Origin of the sequence: Mycobacterium sp. ITM-2016-00316 (assembly GCF_002968335.2) — a bacterium.
Classification (GTDB): domain Bacteria; phylum Actinomycetota; class Actinomycetes; order Mycobacteriales; family Mycobacteriaceae; genus Mycobacterium.
Map to the genome: position 1 here is coordinate 4483566 of NZ_CP134398.1, position 13268 is coordinate 4496833.

A 13268-nucleotide genomic window follows, 5' to 3' on the forward strand; every position below is an offset into this window, starting at 1 on the left:
CTCTACGATCGGGGACATGAGTGGTCTGACGGGTATCGACGGCACAAGTTTGGGGGGCGTGTCCGCGACCACGCTCTGGACCCTGCACAATCGCGGCACCGAGGCCAAACGTTCGGACGGCGTGATCCGCGACCCGTGGGCGGTCACCCTGTTCGACGCCATCAGATACGACTACCGGAAATTCGGGAAACCCAACCAATCGCACGCCTTGCGGGCCCGGGCGTTCGACGCGGCGGCCATCGACTATCTGACGACGCACCCGAAGGCATCTGTGGTGGCGCTGGCCGAAGGCCTGCAGACCAGCTTCTGGCGGCTGGCCCGGGCCGGTGTCGCCGACGAATTGACCTGGTATTCCATCGATCTGGAACCCGTGATGGAGCTGCGCCGCCGACTGCTGCCGCGCAATGACCGGATTGTCGAACTGGCGCAGTCCGCGCTGGACCGCAGCTGGATGGACCAGGTGAAAACCGACGACGGGGTGTTCATCACCGCCGAAGGTCTGTTGATGTATCTGGAGCCCGAGGATTCACTGAGCCTGATCGCCGACTGCGCGGCCCGCTTCCCGGGCGGGCAGCTGATGTTCGACTCGATCCCGCACTGGTTCAGTCGCCGCACCCTGTCCGGGCTGCGACTGTCCGACCGCTACCTCACCCCGGCGATGCCGTTCGCGATGACCGCCGATGAGGGGCTCGCGCTGGCCGGCAGCATCGACGGGGTACGAAGCGCCCGCGATGTCTCGCTGCCACCCGGTCGCGGACTGTGGAAGCTCGCAAGTCTGTCGACGCTGGACCGTATCGGCGCCTTCCGGCGGGCCCGGCCCAGTGTCACCCTGCTGGAGTTCGGCTGATGACGCGGTATGCCGCGTTCCTGCGCGGTGTGAACGTCGGCGGCGTCACACTCAAGATGGCGGAGGTGGCGGCGGTGTTCACCGCGGCCGGATTCACCGACGTGAAGACGATCTTGGCGAGCGGGAACGTGCTGCTGAACAGCTCATCATCGGCGGACGCGGTCCGCATGAACGCCGAAGCCGCGCTGCGGGCGAGCTTCGGCTACGACGCCTGGGTACTCGCGTATCCGGTCGACACCGTCCGGGACATATCGGAGAACTATCCCTTCGAGCGCGAGGTTCCCGAGCATCACTCCTACGTCACCTTCGTCAGCGACGCCGATGTGCTGGAAGAACTGACGACGCTGGCCGCTGCGGCCGGGGAGGCCGCCGCCCGCGGGGACGGAGTGCTCTATTGGCAGGTGGCCCGATCGTCGACGCTGAACTCCGCGATCGGCAAGACGATGGGCAGAAAGCGTTACAAGTCCTCGACCACCACCCGCAACCTGCGCACCCTGGACAAAGTCCTCGCATCGGTACATTCGACACGGTGACTACCCCGCGAGCCGATGCCAGCACCTTGACCGGAGTTTCCGAGACCGCACTGTTGACGCTGCTGGTCCGCGCGACCGAAGCCCGCCGGGCCGACAGGATCATCGACGACCCGGTGGCCGTCGACCTGGTGGACGGCATCGACTTCGATTTCGGGAAGTTCGGATCGGCCAAACGCCAGGACATGGCGTTACGCGCGCTGGCTTTCGACCGCGAGACGAAGAACTATCTGCGCGCGCATCCGTCGGCGACGGTGGTGGCACTCGCCGAGGGTCTGCAGACCAGCTTCTACCGGCTCGACGCCTGCGACGTCGGACACGACTTCCGTTGGCACACGGTCGATTTCCCGCCTGTCGTGGCGGTCCGGGAGAAGCTGTTGCCGCCTTCGGAACGCATCTCGGTGAGCGCACAGTCCGCACTGGACTTCAGCTGGATGGACGACGTCGACGATTCCCAGGGCGTCTTCATCACCGCTGAGGGCCTGCTGATGTACCTGCAGCCCACCGAAGCGCTCGCGCTGATCACCGAATGCGCCAAGCGTTTTCCCGGCGGACAGGTGATGTTCGACCTGCCGCCCCACTGGTTCGCATGGTGGGCGCGTCAAGGTCTGCTGCGCCCCTCGCTGCGGTACACGGTGCCACCGATGCCGTTCAGCCTGTCGGTATCGCAGGCCGCCGACCTGGCGCACACCATCCCCGGGGTGCGGGCGGCGCACGATGTGGAGTTGCCGGAAGGCCGTGGCACGGTGCTCAACGCGCTGATCTGGGCGTCCTACCGACTCCCGGTGATCGATCAGCTGCGCGGGGTCACAACGCGGCTGGAATTCGGCTGACGGCACCGAACTTCAGCGCCGCATCCTGCACGGGCCCGTTGCGCAGCACATCGGCGTCGACGGTGTAGTTCATCGTCATCTGCCACGGACCGTGCACGCCCTGGCGTGGGATCTCGTTGATCGCACGCTGCACATAGCCCGCCGCGAAGTCCAGCAGCGGCTTGGTGGGCATCGCCGGATCATCGAGTTCGGCACGTACGTGAGCGAATCCGTGATCGTCCATGTAGCTGAGCAGCCGGCAGAAGTGCTCACACAAGAGCCCGACCTTCAGCGTCCACGACGAGTTGGTGTATCCGAAGGCGAACGCGAAGTTCGGGATCCCGCTGAGCATGATGCCCTTGTAGGCCACGGTCCGGGCGAAGTCGACCGGTTCGCCGTCCACGGTGAGGGTGATCCCGCCGAAGAGTTGAACGTTCAACCCGGTGGCGGTGACGATGATGTCGGCGTCGAGTTCACGACCGGACTCCAGCAGGACACCGTTCTCGGTGAAGCGCGAGATCCGATCGGTGACCACCGAGGCGCTGCCGTTGCTGATGGCCTCGAACAGATCACCGTCGGGCACCGCGCACAACCGTTGATCCCACGGGTTGTACTTCGGGCTGAAGTGCTCATCGACCGGGTAACCGTCGGGCAGTTTTGCGGCGTTGATCCGGCGGATCAGCCGGCGCGCGGCGGTCGGATACTTCTGGCAGAACGTATAGACCGCACGCTGTTTGACGATGTTCTTGCGGCGCGCCAGCGCGTACCCGCGATCTTCGCCGAGCAGTTTGCGCGCCGTGTTGGCGAAGCCGTCCTTGGCCGGCACCGGCATGACGTAGGTCGGCGAACGCTGCAGCATCGTCACGTGTCCGGCGGTGGTGGCCATCGACGGCACCAGGGTCACCGCGGTGGCGCCACTGCCGATCACCACCACCTTCTTACCGGTGTAGTCGAGGTCCTCGGGCCAGTGCTGGGGGTGGATGATCTGGCCCGTGAACCGCTCGCGTCCCTCGAACTCCGGGGTGAAGCCCTCGTCGTAGCGGTAGTAGCCGCCGGCGCAGAACAGCCAGTTGGCACTCAGCTGGGTCAACTCGCCGTCGCACTCGACGTCGACGACCCAGCGGGCGTCCGCACTGCTCCAGGCCGCGCCGAGGACCCGGTGGTGGAACCGGATGTGCTGTTCGATGCCGTTCTCGTCCACCGTTTCGCGCAGGTAGGCCAGGATCTTGTCCGATGTCGCGATGGCGTGTTCGTCGCGCCACGGTTTGAACTCGTAGCCGAAGGTGTGCAGGTCCGAGTCCGAGCGAATCCCGGGGTAACGGAACAGATCCCAGGTGCCACCGGTGACACCGCGGGACTCCAGGATGGTGAAGCTGCGTTCGGGATGTTCGCGTTGCAGATAGTAGGCGGCTCCGATACCGGAGATCCCCGCTCCGACGATGAGCACATCAACCGTTTCCATGCGTTGATCGTCGCGCTACGAGCGGTCTTCCATCCAGGTCAGAAGATCCCATATCGGCGTATCGATGGTGCAGAGTGCACCACCACCCTACGCTGACGGCATGGCCGAAGAACCGCCGTCCCCGCGGGTCAGAGACTTGATCCGGCAATGCGCCCAGATCGTCGTCAATGCCCGCCCCGAATGGCTCGACGAACTCGACCGGGCGGTGCTGGCCGCCGGTCCGGCCATCGCCGCCGATCCTGAGCTGGCCGCCGCAGTCAGCCGCAGCAACCGCGCCAACCTGTTGTGCTGGGCCAGCGCCAACGTCCGCGACCCTGGCGCGCCGGTGCCGCCCAACACCGGGCCGGAGCCGCTGAGCATCGCCCGGGAACTGGTGCGTCGCGGGGTGAATGCGTTCCCACTGGACGCGTACCGGGTGGGCGAGGGCGTGGCCTGGCGCCGGCTGATGGAGATTGCCTTCGAGCTGACCTCCGATGCCGCCGAACTGCACGACTTGTTACAGGTGTGCTCGCGCTCGATCAGTGCGTTCGTCGATGCGACGTTGACCGGTATCGCCGCGCAGATCGAGTTGGAGCGCGATGAACTCACGCACGGCAGCCACGCCGAACGACGGGAGACCATCGCCCTGCTGCTCGACGGCGCGCCCATACCGCGCGCCCGTGCCGAACAACGCCTCGGGTACGCGCTCACCGGCAACCACACCGCGGCCGTCATCTGGACCGACACCCACGACGGCGACCTGGCCCGGTTGGACCGCGCCGCCGAAACCATCGCGCGCGCCGGCGGCGGGCGGCCGCTGAGCGTGCTGGCCAGCAGCGCCACCCGGTGGGTGTGGACTCCGGGCGGTATCGATCTCGACGCGATGGACGCCTCGGCCGGTGCCGCCGACATCCGGGTCGCGGTCGGAACCACGGGTGAGGGCGTGGACGGGTTCCGGCGCAGCCACTTCGAGGCGATCACCACCCAGCAGATGATGGCGCGCCTGCATTCCCGGCAGCAGGTTGCCCGGTTCACCGATGTCGAGGTGGTCTCGCTGGTCACCGCAGATCCCGACCGCAGCACCGAATTCGTCGCCCGGGTACTGGGCGATCTCGCCAGCGCCGGCACCGAATTGCAGGACACGGTACGGGTATTCGTCGCCAGTCAGTGCAACGCCTCGCGCGCGGCGGCGCGACTCTACACCCACCGCAACACCCTGCTGCGGCGGCTGGCGCGCGCCGACGAACTGCTGCCGCAGCCGCTGGCCGAACACAGCATCAGCGTGGCCGTGGCACTCGACGTGCTGCGCTGGACGGGGCTGACGGAAAGCCGGGTCTAATCGAACGCAGCGTCCAGATAGCGCAACGCCTCGTCCTTGCCGATGCCCAGTGCGCGTGCGGATTCCGCGAACGCGTGCGCGGCGGCGGCCATCGCATTGTCGGCGGGATCGACCCGCGCGACGAAAGTGCCGAACCGGCCTCGGGTTTCGAGCACACCGGCGGCCTCCAGCTCGCGGTAGGCCCGCGCCACCGTGTTGACCGCAAGACCGAGCTGACCGGCGAGATCACGGACGGTCGGCAGCCGGGTGCCGGGGGTGAGTCTGCCGTCGCGCACGCCGTCGATGATCTGCGTCCGCAACTGATCGAACAGCGGGGCGCCAGCGTGCTGATCGAGCCGAACCCACTCCCCCAGACCTCCCACGTGCCCAGTATGTCGCACACACGATAGTTTGGTGAGGTGCGAGTGACCTTGCTGAGCGGTGCAGGCATGTCCGCAGAGAGCGGGGTGCCGACGTTCCGCGACGTCGAGACGGGTCTGTGGGCGAACGTCGACCCCTACGAGATCTCCAGTAGCGACGGCTGGCAGCGCCACCCGGAACGGGTGTGGGCCTGGTATCTGTGGCGGCACTACATGATGGGCGCGGTCGACCCGAACCCCGGCCATCATGCGGTCGCGGCCTGGGAGGACTACGCCGAGGTGCATGTGGTCACCCAGAACGTGGACAACCTGCACGAGCGGGCCGGCAGCAACCGGGTGTACCACCTGCACGGCAGCCTGTTCGAGTTCCGCTGCGATCGGTGTGGATCGCCGTACACCGGCGAACTGCCCGCGATGCCCGAACCAGTGGAGGTCATCGATCCACCGCGCTGCTCATGCGGTGGCCTTGTCCGACCGAACGTGGTGTGGTTCGGCGAGGGGCTGCCCGATGACGCCTGGGACCTGTCGGTGCAGGCGGTCGCGAAGGCCGATGTGGTGATCGTGGTCGGGACGTCCTCGGTGGTCTATCCCGCGGCGGGACTGCCGGAAGCCGCGCTGGCCAACGGAATCCCGGTGATCGAGGTCAATCCGCAGCCCACTCCGCTGTCGGAGGCCGCCACCGCGGTGGTCCGGGAAACCTCGGCGATCGCACTGCCCCAGCTACTACAGCGGTTGCCCGCACTCCTGGGCCGCTAGGGCCGGATCGCACGCCCGATCGCGAACTCGGAGACCGGCACCGGCAGCCACCCCGGCAGCGTCTGCTCGCGGCGCGACCCGTCCACCGAGAAGCCTGCCGCCGCGATGGTCGCCTCGGTGTTGCGGTGCGTGTGGCAATTGCCGAGCAGCCGCGGCCAGACCGTTGCGTCGGCCACCTTCTGCAGCGTCGCCCGCAGCCCCACACCGGCGACATGCTCCAGATAGCGCAGTTCCCCGCCCGGTCTGAGCATCGAATACAGCTGACGCACAACGCTGTCAGGGTCGTCGACGGAACACAGCACCAGCGAGCACACCACGGCGTCGAACGATTCTTCGGCGCCGAACTCCTCGATGGCGGCGGTGCTGACGATCACCGGCACCGGCGCCGAGGCGGCGGCGTCACGGGCTACTTCGGCGAGCCGCCGCTCGGGCTCCAGCGCAATCACCTCGGTGACACCGGCCGGGTAGTGGGCAAAGTTGGTGCCGGTCCCGGCACCGACCTCGAGAACGCGGCCGGTCAGTCCGGCCAGGTTGGCCACCCGCAACCGCCGCAGCGATTCCGGCTCGTGACCCGACATCGTCATCCAGAGCCGGGCGAAGAAGGGGTTGTCGACAAGATCACTCATGCTTTGAGCTCCTTGAGTTTCTCGACGGCCTCGCCCGCGGCCACGTCAGCCCCGATGTAGCCCGTCGCGATGTGTCCGCAGCATATCGACCGCAGCACGCGGTCGGTGAATTCTTCGACATCGCCCCACGGCAGGTAGGGCTTGGCGATGAGCAGCGCCGCCACCCCGTGCGCAGCGCTCCACAGCTCCAGTGCTGCCGCGGTCGAATCTCCGGGTGGGTACACACCCTCCTCGATCAGCGCTTCGATCGTGGTGCGCATGTGCACGAAAGCCGAACTGGCCAGGGTCATGTCGACATCGCTCCCGGGATTGCCCTCCCCCATCGTCGCGATGCGGTACAGCTCCGGGGTCTGCCGCGCGAAGCGGACATAGGCCAGACCCTGGGCGCGCAGCACCTCGATGGTCGAGGTCTGACCGGCGGCTACCCGCTGCATCTCCTCGTCGAGGCGCTCGAAATAGCGTGCGCATACTGCGTCCAGCAGCGCGTCCTTATCGGCGAAGTGCAGGTAGATCGACGGTGACGTCACGCCCACCCGCTGCGCCACCGCGCGGATGGACACCGCCTTGGCGTGCCCGGTCTGCAGCAACAGTTCGGTGGTCGCGTCGAGGATCTCGTCGCGAAGCTGTTCGCCGGAGCCGCGCGCGGCCCGCCGACGTCGCAGTGGTGGGGACGACACTTACCCAGTGTCCGATACCGTCATGGGCATCCTCTTGTGACTCTCCGGCTCGGGCTCACCCGATTCGCTGATCCCGATCCGATCATGCAGCCGTACCAGCGGTTTGGGCGCCCACCAGTTCCACCCCCCGAGGACGTGCATGAACGCGGGCACCAGCACCATCCGCACCAGGGTGGCGTCGACCAGTACGGCCAGCGTGAGTCCGACACCGAACATCCGCATGAACGAGACCTCGGCCGCGATCAGTGCCGCGAACGATATCGACATGACCAGCGCCGCGGCGGTGATGACCCGGCCGGTGCGGGCCAGACCCAGCGCCACCGCGGTGTCGTTGTCCACCCGCGCGGTATTGCCACCCGCGGCACGCAACGCCAGCCAGTTCTCCCGGATCCTGGCGAGCAGGAACACCTCGTAGTCCATCGACAGCCCGAACGCGATGCAGAACAGCAGCACCGGCATGTTGGCCACCAGGGTGCCGGTCGGGGTCGTGCCCAGCGCAGACAGGTGGCCTTCCTGGAAGATCCACACCAACGCACCGAACGCCGCGGTCAGCGAAAGAATATTGAGCACAATGGCTTTCACCGGAAGCACGACACTGCCGGTGAGCAGAAAAAGCAGACCGAAGGTGATGACCGCGATCAGCCCGAGCACCCACGGCAGCCGGTCGGTGATCGCGACGACGCTGTCCCGGTTGACCTGGGCGATGCCGGTCAGTTGCACGGCGTGCCCGCCCGGACCCGCGATCGCGTGCAGCGCGTCGAGCTGGTTCTCCGAAGCGTCGGAAAACAACGGCGCGGTACTGCTGACGGTGAGAAACGCACTGCCGTCAGCGATTCCGGTCGGCGCGACCGGCGGTCCGGCCTTGTTGCCGCCGACGAATGCGCCCGTCGGCGTCGAGACGGCGGCGACGTCGACCACCTTCGACAACGCGGCGGCGTAGTCCTCGAACTGGGCCGGGCTCAGTCCCTGTGCATCGGGCACGACAACGGTGACCGCGGTGGCCGAGTTGTCGACGAAGTCGTCGCGGAGTTGATCACCCACTTGATGCGCAGACGCCGACGCCGGCAGCACCCGGTCATCCGGGAAGCCCCATTTCACGCCGAGGAACGGCGCTCCCAGCACCAGCAGCAGGATCACGACCGTCAACCCGAGTGGGAGGGCTCGGCCCATCACCCGTCGGGTCCACCGGTACCAGAATTGCTGCTCGACGGGCTTCGTCTCGGTGCGCTCGGCACGGCGGAACACCGAGCGCACGTTCAGCGCGTCCATCCGATCACCGAGCAACCAGATCGCCGCCGGGGTGACGACGATCGCTGTCAGCGCCGCGAAGCCGACGGTGGCCACTCCCGCGTAGGCGAACGATTTCAGGAAGTACATCGGGAACAGCAACATCGCCACCATGGACAGTGCGACGGTGGTCGCCGAGAACACCACGGTCCGTCCGGCGGTGGCCATGGTGCGGACGAGTGCGCGGTCCCGCGGCACGCCGTCGGCGAGTTCGTCACGGTAACGGCTGATGATCAGCAGGGTGTAGTCGATGGCCAGTGCCAGGCCCATCGCGATGGACAGATTCAGCGCGAAGATCGACACGTCGGTGGTGAACGTGATGAGCCTCAGCACCGACATCGATCCGAGAATGGCCATTCCGCCGACGGCCATCGGCACCGCGGCTGCCACCAGCCCCCCGAACACCCACACCAGTACCAGGAAGCTCAACGGGATGGCGATGGCCTCCATACGCAGCAGGTCCCGTTCGGTCTGCGCATTGATCTGCGCGTAGACCATGGCCGTCCCACCGGATCGCACGGTGACGCCGGGGCGGTCATGGGCGAGCTCGTCCGAGAGCGCCTTGGCGTACTTCTGCGCGTCGTTCTCTCCACCGGTGATGCCGGCAACAACGAGCCCCGAGTTCTTGTCCTTGCTGATCAGCTCGACAGCCGCCGCGGGCGGCGCTGTCCACGCGGAGGACACCTGCGCGACATGCGGCGACCGTTCCAGGGCGGTGACGATCTCGGTGCCCACCGCGGTGGCGGCCGGGCTGTCGACGCCCTCGGCGGACGTGACCGTGATGAGCAGCTGCATATCACCCTGGTCGAACTTCTCGGTGAGCAGCGCGGTCGCTTGCGAGGACTGCGAAGTCGGGTCCTGGAAGCCGCCCGCGGACAGCGTCTTCGCGACCGGGATGCCGAAGATCGCCGCGGCGACCATGACAAGCACCGTCACGGCCAGCACCCGGCGGGGGGCGGCCATGGCGAGCTGAGCGATTCGGTTCAGCACGATCGTTCCCTTCGAAGTCCTATCGCCGTTAAGTTAACAAGGGTAAGTCGTGTGGTCAACGCGGACGATCCCGGTGATGACACGGTGCCGCGGACCGCCTGGTTCACTTGTGCTGCTTCATCCCAGTAGCCACAGCAGTCACTTTTGTCACTCACGTCACAGCGACGTGCCCGGCATGGGCTACTCGTCAGTAAGAATTTGCTGAGGCGCGGGGTGCAACCGGGGGTCCCGGCAAACTTTCCGGCGTTTCGACAGGTGTCCGACTCGCCCGAATACATGCAGCTCAGAAGGCATTATTCGGTGAGGTGAAAACCGCGTTCCCAGCGCGCCAGCAGCCTAAACCTACCCGGCGGTAAGAATTGCCACGATTTTCGCAAGCTGGGCTCAATGATCTCTTAATCACCACCCATACGCTTCATGGCATGTGGATCGACGACACCAACGCAGATGTCATCAAGGTTGATTTCGACGCCCTGTACCACGGGGACGTCCTGGTCGAGGGTGATACCTCGGAACAGTTCCCCGATCTCGCTGCTGCGGTCTGACCGCAGCACGCGCTTACCGGCTTCTCCGGCCGACGTGAGCGGCCGGAAGCCGCCCCGCCGACCAAGCACGACGAGAACCGCCCGACCGACCACTCGGAGTTTTCCGTGGGTTCGACCGGGCGGTTTTTTGTCTCCCAGACGAGGCCGCCCCTCCCCCGCTCGCGCTGCTTGCGCCGATTCCAGGCGCTGCCCACGCGGGCCGCCGCACTTATCCACAGCTTGCGAAAACTATCTTCGACTCGCGTCGGGGGCGCGAGTAATATAGAACACATGTTCGAAGCGTTGAATCGTGGCGCACTCGCGGAGCTGAGCGATGAGGCGCTCATCGCCGCGGTCACCACCACGACCCAGACCGAGGCTATGGCGGCCGCGGCGCGGTTGGCGTTGATCGGCGAGGTGGTGGCCCGCCAATGCGATGACGAGGACGACACGGTTGCCCACCAGGTGATCGATGGCTGGGCGTGGGCCCAGGCCGCGGTCGCGGCCGGCCTGCAACCTGAATCCGTACGCGGCGTCCAAGCAGATGCGCATCGCCCAGGCGTTGCGTGACCGGCTACCCCGCACCGCGGCCCTGTTCGCCACCGGTGCGATCTCGGCGACGGTGATCGATGCGATCACTTGGCGCACCCATCTGGTCGTCGACGAGGACGCGCTGGGGTTGATCGACACCGCCATCTCCGGCGAAGCGGGCGAGTATGGGGCGCATTCGGAGAAGCAACTGATCGGCGCGGTGGATCTGTGGGTGGAGAAATTTGACCCCGACGCCGTGGTCCGCTCCCGGCGGGCCGCGAAGGACCTCTACGTCGAATTCGATGACAAGGACGACCCCAACGGTGTCGCCTCGTTCTGGGGCAGGCTGCGTATCACCGACAAGAAGATCCTGGAGCAGCGCCTCAACGACCTGGCCGACACCGTCTGCTCGAATGATCCCCGCCGCCGCGGCGAACTGCGTGCCGCCGCCCTGGCCGCCCTGGGTGTGGTCGGCCCGGCGCTGGAGCGCTTGGCCTGTGAGTGCGGGGATACCGGTTGTGCGGGCAGCGGGAAGGATCCGCGCGCGGGCGCGATCACCATCTATGCGCTCACCGACCAGGTGCCGGCCGCGGGTGAGGACACCCCGCCGCAGAGCACGCCCGGCGCTGCGGGCACCCCGGACTCCGAGCCCGCCGCACCGCAACCCCCTGAGACTGCGGGGACTGAGCCGGCCGCACCGGAACACGAGCCGCAGACACCGGCCGCGAAGTCCGAACCCGCTGGACCATCCGAGCCTGCCGCGCCGGCTGCCAGCACCAAGCCCCCTGCGACTGCCGCGCCCGCGGCCAGCACCGAGCCTGCAGCACCCGTGGCCTGCAACCCCAGCCCCGGGGTCACGCTCGATGGCGCCATCATCCCCGCCACCATGCTCGCCGAACTCATCGCCGCCGGCGCCACCATCAAACCCCTCGCCGAGATCGCCGATCTACCCGCCGAACGGCAGTACCGGCCCTCGGCCGCGCTGACCGCGTTCGTCCGCATGCGGGCCATGACCTGCAGCTTCCCCGGCTGCAACCGGGCCGCGCACCGCTGCGACCTCGACCACCTGACCCCGTGGCCGGCCGGAGCCACCCACCCAGGCAACTTGGCGCCGCTATGCCGTCTGCATCATTTGGTCAAAACCTTCAGCGGCTGGACACCCACCGCGAAACCCGACGGCAGCATCCACTGGAGCGCACCCACCGGGCACAGCTACCAGAAAGCCCCCGGCGCGGCAATCCTGTTCCCGCACTGGAACATTGACACGCCCATCCCGCGAAAACGCGCGATCACCCTCATCGACGACACCGACCGCGACACCAAGATGCCGGTCCGACAACGCACCCGCGCCCAAGACCGGGCCCAGCGCATCAACACCGAACGCGCACGCAACCAACTCGAACGCGCCCTCGAAATCGCCGACAACGGCAGCGACCCACCGCCCTTTTGACAACGGGCGCAACGAGAACCGCCCGATCGAACACCGCGAGTTTCCTCGCGGCCTCGACCGGGCGGTTGTGCGCTCGGGGTCAAGACCTCCGTATCAGGCGGTGGCCTGCTCCGGTTCCTCGATGTTCACCATGTCGGCCAGCCGGTCGATGATGATGTCCTCGGCCTCGCTGACCATCCGCGTGATCAGCTCCTCGACCGTCGGGATGTCGTGGATCAAACCCATCACCGTGCCCGCAGTCCAGATCCCGGCATCGATATCTCCGTCATCGAACACCTTGCGGCCCCGCACACCGGCCACCAGATCCTTGACATCCTCGAACTGACCACCACCCTTGAGAATGTCGACCACCTCACGCGACACCGCGTTGGACGCCACCCGCGCAGTGTTGTGCAGGCTGCGGAAGATCAGCTCAGTACCCCGCTCATCGGTGGCCACGATCGCATCCTTGACGTTCTGATGAATACAGGACTCCACCGTCGCCATGAACCGGGTACCCATGTTCACCCCATCGGCACCCAGCGCCAACGCAGCCACCAAACCGCGCGCATCACCAAAACCACCCGAGGCGATCATCGGGATCTCGATCTCCCTGGCCGCCGCCGGAATCAGCACCAGTCCCGGAACATCGTCCTCACCCGGGTGACCCGCACACTCGAAACCGTCGATGCTGATGCCATCCACACCCAGGGTCTGCGCCTTGACCGCGTGGCGCACCGAGGTGCACTTGTGCAGCACCTTGATCCCGTTGCCATGAAACATCGGCAGATGCGGCGCCGGATTCGATCCCGCGGTCTCCACGATCTTCACCCCCGAGTCGACGATCACCTGGCGGTACTCGTCATAGGGCGGCGGGGTGATCGACGGCAGGATCGTCAGATTCACCCCGAACGGCTTATCGGTCAGATCCCGAGTCTTGGCGATCTCGTTGGCCAGATCGGCCGGAGTCGGCTGGGTCAACGCGGTGATGAAACCCAAACCACCCGCATTCGCCACGGCCGCGACCAACTCAGCACGACCCACCCACTGCATACCGCCCTGAGCGATCGGATGTTGCACACCGAACGCCTCGGTGAACTTGGTGACCAGTGACATATCA

At 66.7% G+C, this 13268-nt stretch carries 14 protein-coding genes; 8 read left to right on the forward strand and 6 right to left on the reverse strand.

Features of this window, described 5'->3' with window-relative positions:
* Positions 1–16 precede the first annotated feature (16 nt).
* From C6A86_RS21515 to C6A86_RS21525, 3 genes are read left to right on the forward strand one after another with little or no spacing between them, the layout of a single operon-like run.
* The gene (locus tag C6A86_RS21515) at positions 17–847 is read left to right on the forward strand and encodes a class I SAM-dependent methyltransferase (protein WP_105363417.1); all 831 of its coding nucleotides are present in this window, start codon (positions 17–19) and stop codon (positions 845–847) included.
* The gene (locus C6A86_RS21520) at positions 847–1380 is read left to right on the forward strand and encodes a DUF1697 domain-containing protein (protein ID WP_105363416.1); all 534 of its coding nucleotides are present in this window, start codon (positions 847–849) and stop codon (positions 1378–1380) included. Before C6A86_RS21515 ends, C6A86_RS21520 begins: the two co-directional genes overlap by 1 nt.
* Positions 1377–2210 (forward strand): class I SAM-dependent methyltransferase, encoded by an 834-nt coding sequence (locus tag C6A86_RS21525; RefSeq protein WP_105363415.1) that lies wholly within the window; start codon positions 1377–1379, stop codon positions 2208–2210. Before C6A86_RS21520 ends, C6A86_RS21525 begins: the two co-directional genes overlap by 4 nt.
* Here the strand turns inward: C6A86_RS21525 and C6A86_RS21530 are convergent.
* Positions 2185–3651, reverse strand: coding sequence for an NAD(P)/FAD-dependent oxidoreductase (locus tag C6A86_RS21530; RefSeq protein WP_105363414.1), 1467 nt, complete (start codon positions 3649–3651; stop codon positions 2185–2187). The two genes, C6A86_RS21525 and C6A86_RS21530, sit on opposite strands and share 26 nt — an antisense overlap.
* 100 nt (positions 3652–3751) lie before the next feature.
* On the opposite strand from C6A86_RS21530, the gene C6A86_RS21535 reads away from it, so the two are divergent.
* Positions 3752–4969 carry a CdaR family transcriptional regulator gene (locus C6A86_RS21535; RefSeq protein WP_105363413.1) on the forward strand — a complete coding sequence of 406 codons (1218 nt, stop codon included), beginning with the start codon at positions 3752–3754 and terminating at the stop codon, positions 4967–4969.
* Here the strand turns inward: C6A86_RS21535 and C6A86_RS21540 are convergent.
* Positions 4966–5331, reverse strand: a complete 366-nt coding sequence (locus tag C6A86_RS21540; protein ID WP_105363412.1) for a GntR family transcriptional regulator — start codon at positions 5329–5331, stop codon at positions 4966–4968. The genes C6A86_RS21535 and C6A86_RS21540 overlap by 4 nt on opposite strands.
* Before the next feature lie 36 nt (positions 5332–5367).
* Here C6A86_RS21540 and C6A86_RS21545 point away from each other — a divergent pair, with 36 nt between their 5' ends.
* Positions 5368–6084 (forward strand): NAD-dependent deacylase, encoded by a 717-nt coding sequence (locus C6A86_RS21545; RefSeq protein WP_199196193.1) that lies wholly within the window; start codon positions 5368–5370, stop codon positions 6082–6084.
* On the opposite strand, the gene C6A86_RS21550 is transcribed toward C6A86_RS21545, so the two are convergent.
* The 3 genes from C6A86_RS21550 to C6A86_RS21560 are packed head-to-tail and all read right to left on the reverse strand — an operon-like array spanning position 6081 to position 9664.
* A complete protein-coding gene (locus C6A86_RS21550; RefSeq protein WP_105363410.1) occupies positions 6081–6710 on the reverse strand; it encodes a bifunctional 2-polyprenyl-6-hydroxyphenol methylase/3-demethylubiquinol 3-O-methyltransferase UbiG in 630 nt (209 codons plus the stop codon). The genes C6A86_RS21545 and C6A86_RS21550 overlap by 4 nt on opposite strands.
* Positions 6707–7387, reverse strand: a complete 681-nt coding sequence (locus tag C6A86_RS21555; protein WP_105363409.1) for a TetR/AcrR family transcriptional regulator — start codon at positions 7385–7387, stop codon at positions 6707–6709. Before C6A86_RS21555 ends, C6A86_RS21550 begins: the two co-directional genes overlap by 4 nt.
* Entirely contained in the window at positions 7388–9664 is a 2277-nt protein-coding gene (locus C6A86_RS21560; RefSeq protein WP_105363408.1) for an MMPL family transporter, read from the reverse strand.
* A 422-nt stretch (positions 9665–10086) separates the two neighbouring features.
* Between C6A86_RS21560 and C6A86_RS21565 the strand changes: the two genes are divergently transcribed.
* The 3 genes from C6A86_RS21565 to C6A86_RS21575 all read left to right on the forward strand — a co-directional run bounded on the left by C6A86_RS21565 (position 10087) and on the right by C6A86_RS21575 (position 12169).
* Complete coding sequence (locus C6A86_RS21565; protein WP_105363407.1) at positions 10087–10209, forward strand: hypothetical protein; 123 nt, start codon at positions 10087–10089, stop codon at positions 10207–10209.
* A 270-nt stretch (positions 10210–10479) separates the two neighbouring features.
* Positions 10480–10758 carry a hypothetical protein gene (locus C6A86_RS21570; protein ID WP_105363406.1) on the forward strand — a complete coding sequence of 93 codons (279 nt, stop codon included), beginning with the start codon at positions 10480–10482 and terminating at the stop codon, positions 10756–10758.
* Positions 10733–12169 carry a DUF222 domain-containing protein gene (locus C6A86_RS21575; RefSeq protein ID WP_311100849.1) on the forward strand — a complete coding sequence of 479 codons (1437 nt, stop codon included), beginning with the start codon at positions 10733–10735 and terminating at the stop codon, positions 12167–12169. Before C6A86_RS21570 ends, C6A86_RS21575 begins: the two co-directional genes overlap by 26 nt.
* Positions 12170–12262: 93 nt before the next feature.
* On the opposite strand, the gene C6A86_RS21580 is transcribed toward C6A86_RS21575, so the two are convergent.
* A complete protein-coding gene (locus C6A86_RS21580; RefSeq protein ID WP_311100850.1) occupies positions 12263–13264 on the reverse strand; it encodes a nitronate monooxygenase family protein in 1002 nt (333 codons plus the stop codon).
* Between the last annotated feature and the right edge of the window lie 4 nt (positions 13265–13268).

What these genes read in the sequence shown, in the direction of transcription:
- C6A86_RS21515 (WP_105363417.1), top strand. Translation starts at nt 17, where the DNA reads ATGAGTGGTCTGACGGGTATCGACGGCACAAGTTTGGGGGGCGTGTCC.
- C6A86_RS21520 (WP_105363416.1), top strand. Translation starts at nt 847, where the DNA reads ATGACGCGGTATGCCGCGTTCCTGCGCGGTGTGAACGTCGGCGGCGTC.
- C6A86_RS21530 (WP_105363414.1), bottom strand. Translation starts at nt 3,651, where the DNA reads ATGGAAACGGTTGATGTGCTCATCGTCGGAGCGGGGATCTCCGGTATC.
- C6A86_RS21535 (WP_105363413.1), top strand. Translation starts at nt 3,752, where the DNA reads ATGGCCGAAGAACCGCCGTCCCCGCGGGTCAGAGACTTGATCCGGCAA.
- C6A86_RS21550 (WP_105363410.1), bottom strand. Translation starts at nt 6,710, where the DNA reads ATGAGTGATCTTGTCGACAACCCCTTCTTCGCCCGGCTCTGGATGACG.
- C6A86_RS21565 (WP_105363407.1), top strand. Translation starts at nt 10,087, where the DNA reads ATGTGGATCGACGACACCAACGCAGATGTCATCAAGGTTGATTTCGAC.
- C6A86_RS21570 (WP_105363406.1), top strand. Translation starts at nt 10,480, where the DNA reads ATGTTCGAAGCGTTGAATCGTGGCGCACTCGCGGAGCTGAGCGATGAG.
- C6A86_RS21575 (WP_311100849.1), top strand. Translation starts at nt 10,733, where the DNA reads ATGCGCATCGCCCAGGCGTTGCGTGACCGGCTACCCCGCACCGCGGCC.
- C6A86_RS21580 (WP_311100850.1), bottom strand. Translation starts at nt 13,264, where the DNA reads ATGTCACTGGTCACCAAGTTCACCGAGGCGTTCGGTGTGCAACATCCG.